The 1,968-nt window shown below is 66.5% G+C and carries 4 protein-coding genes; all 4 read right to left on the bottom strand.

Annotated elements, in window-relative coordinates; translation table 11 throughout:
- Positions 1–30: 30 nt before the first annotated feature.
- Positions 31–453, bottom strand: coding sequence for a hypothetical protein (locus tag AB0J58_RS44845; protein ID WP_357795734.1), 423 nt, complete (start codon positions 451–453; stop codon positions 31–33).
- A 49-nt stretch (positions 454–502) separates the two neighbouring features.
- Positions 503–715, bottom strand: coding sequence for a hypothetical protein (locus AB0J58_RS44840; RefSeq protein ID WP_357795732.1), 213 nt, complete (start codon positions 713–715; stop codon positions 503–505).
- Positions 712–1,284, bottom strand: coding sequence for a hypothetical protein (locus AB0J58_RS44835; protein WP_357795729.1), 573 nt, complete (start codon positions 1,282–1,284; stop codon positions 712–714). The genes AB0J58_RS44840 and AB0J58_RS44835 overlap by 4 nt, the downstream gene beginning before the upstream one ends.
- Positions 1,277–1,968: tRNA(His) guanylyltransferase Thg1 family protein (locus AB0J58_RS44830; RefSeq protein ID WP_364227924.1), on the bottom strand; the 692-nt coding region annotated here is incomplete at its 5' end. The genes AB0J58_RS44830 and AB0J58_RS44835, both read right to left, overlap by 8 nt.

Raw genomic sequence — 1,968 nt, 5'->3', positions numbered from 1 at the left:
CCACGGACGGCATTGTCTCAGGGGCGCCCGTCAGTAGTTGCCCTCAGCGACCTGGAGGACGGTCAGGCCCAGCTCTTCACGCCACATTTTGACGACGGTTGCCCGGTCGTCGATGACTCCGGCGACCTCCCGGTGGGCGAAGTGTTCGGTGTAGATGTCGTGCTTCACCTGCACGTCGGGGCGGTCGTCCCAGTCTGCGCGCATCCACAAGCCTTCGGTGTCGTCCCAGTAGCCGACGTTGGCGCATAGCCACACTTCGGTCTGGTATCGGCATTGCTCCTTGCGGCCAGACACGTACGCGACCGGGTGGCCGGCAAGGATCAGCGCTTGGACGACAGCGACGACGGGCGGGTTCGGGGCGTCCTCCCCTACCCGGTGCCAGTCGTAGGGGTTGCGGTCGCCTCGGAGGGCGAGGGTGCCGTCAAGGTCGACGATCCACAGGTCCTTGCTCAACGGTCCTCCTGGGGGTCTGGCTGCCAGCCTGCCACCTCGTGGACGGCGGTCACGGCATCTCGTCGAGGAGATCGAGGATCTTCCCACGCCACTCCTGGCGGACCCGCTGCGTGGCGATGTGCAGGTCGTGCGGCGAGGCCACGATGGGCTCCACGGACAGGACGCCTTTTACCATGCGGAGAGCAGACAGGATCGCTTCGGCGTCGTCCTCTCGGACGTCCTCCGCGAGGGTCACGATGTAGCCAGCGTGTCGATCAGTCATCGGTGGTTCCTCCTGCGGCTGTACGGGGTCTCGTGGGCGTCGGTGTTCGGCAGCCTGCGGACGTGCCCAAGGGAGCGTCGTGCGCTCTCAGAGAGGCTCACGGTGAGGGTTCCGTCCGAAGGTGGGAGCACCGGAACGTACAGGACGGGCGGTGCGGGCGGGGCACTGGGGGCGACGCCGTCCGGCTCGGGCAGCTCGGCGAAGGAAACCGTCTTCGCCAGCAACTTCGGGTAGCCGAGGAGGTACGCCTGTTCGATCCTCGCCCGCATCTCGCTTTGGAAGTCCGGCTCCGAAGGTGCGGGTAGGCGTGGCCCGGAATCTATGAGGATGGCTTCCAGGCTCGCCGCCCAGTCAAACTGCAAGCTGCCGAGGGTTCGGCTGAAGGCTCGGCCGAGTTGCTCGAAGTACTCGATGAACCGCGTCATGTCGAGCCTGAACTCGACCCGTAGTTCAGGCTCGGGTTCGTCAGGAGCCCATCGCATGGCGTCGGGGCCGACGTCGTAGTCCTCAAGGCAGGCGTCGATCGCGGCGAGGACACCGTCAGGGTTGGACTGGGCGGTCTCAGGCATTCGCTGCCTCCTCGGTGACGAGACGGCTCAGGGTCGGTAACGGCGGAATAACCTCGGCCAGCCACCCGCCCGGGTCTGCGGTGAAGTGCGGCGCAGCCTCCGACGCCCACCGAGACCGGACAGCCCTCGTGGTTGTCTCCTCCTGCGTGCGCTTGTCCACGTACGTGATGTTCTCCTCCGCTGTGTGGCGGACACACACCCTGCCGCGCTTCACGCCGGCGGGGTAGTCGTTCCAGTTGATGCCGTGCTCAGCCCACAGCATCTCCTGCATACGCCCGGTGGAGACGCCGTGGAGTTGCTTGTGGGAGAACTTCGCCTGAGCTGCCATCGTGACGCTGTTGCGGACGCAGTCGCGTTGCCGCCAGACAAAGTAGTTGGCGACCTCGACGGGGTCAGGGATGGTGAAGACGCGGGCGTCGAACGTGGCGTGGGCGTCGTCGTAGCCGATGCCGTAGACGCGGTTGAATGCGACGGTGGCGGTGGACGCGGCGATGCTCGCGATCTTCTGCACGACTCCGCCGAACCACGGCTGCGTGCTGTGGGCGTCGAAGTCGGTGAGCAGGATCGAGCACTCGTCGGACTGGGTGAACGCGAACACCGCGCCGGACATCTCCGCGCACAGGGCTTCAGCGACGGCGTTCATGGCAGCTGCGACGCGGCCGTCGAACGGCTTGTCCGCGTGCC

The organism is Streptosporangium sp. NPDC049644 (assembly GCF_040675205.1).
Classification (GTDB): Bacteria; Actinomycetota; Actinomycetes; order Streptosporangiales; family Streptosporangiaceae; genus Streptosporangium; species Streptosporangium fukuiense.
This window is presented reverse-complemented; position numbering and strand designations above follow the sequence as displayed.

Coding starts and splice junctions, on each gene's coding strand:
- AB0J58_RS44840 (WP_357795732.1), bottom strand. CDS start 715: ATGACTGATCGACACGCTGGCTACATCGTGACCCTCGCGGAGGACGTC.
- AB0J58_RS44835 (WP_357795729.1), bottom strand. CDS start 1,284: ATGCCTGAGACCGCCCAGTCCAACCCTGACGGTGTCCTCGCCGCGATC.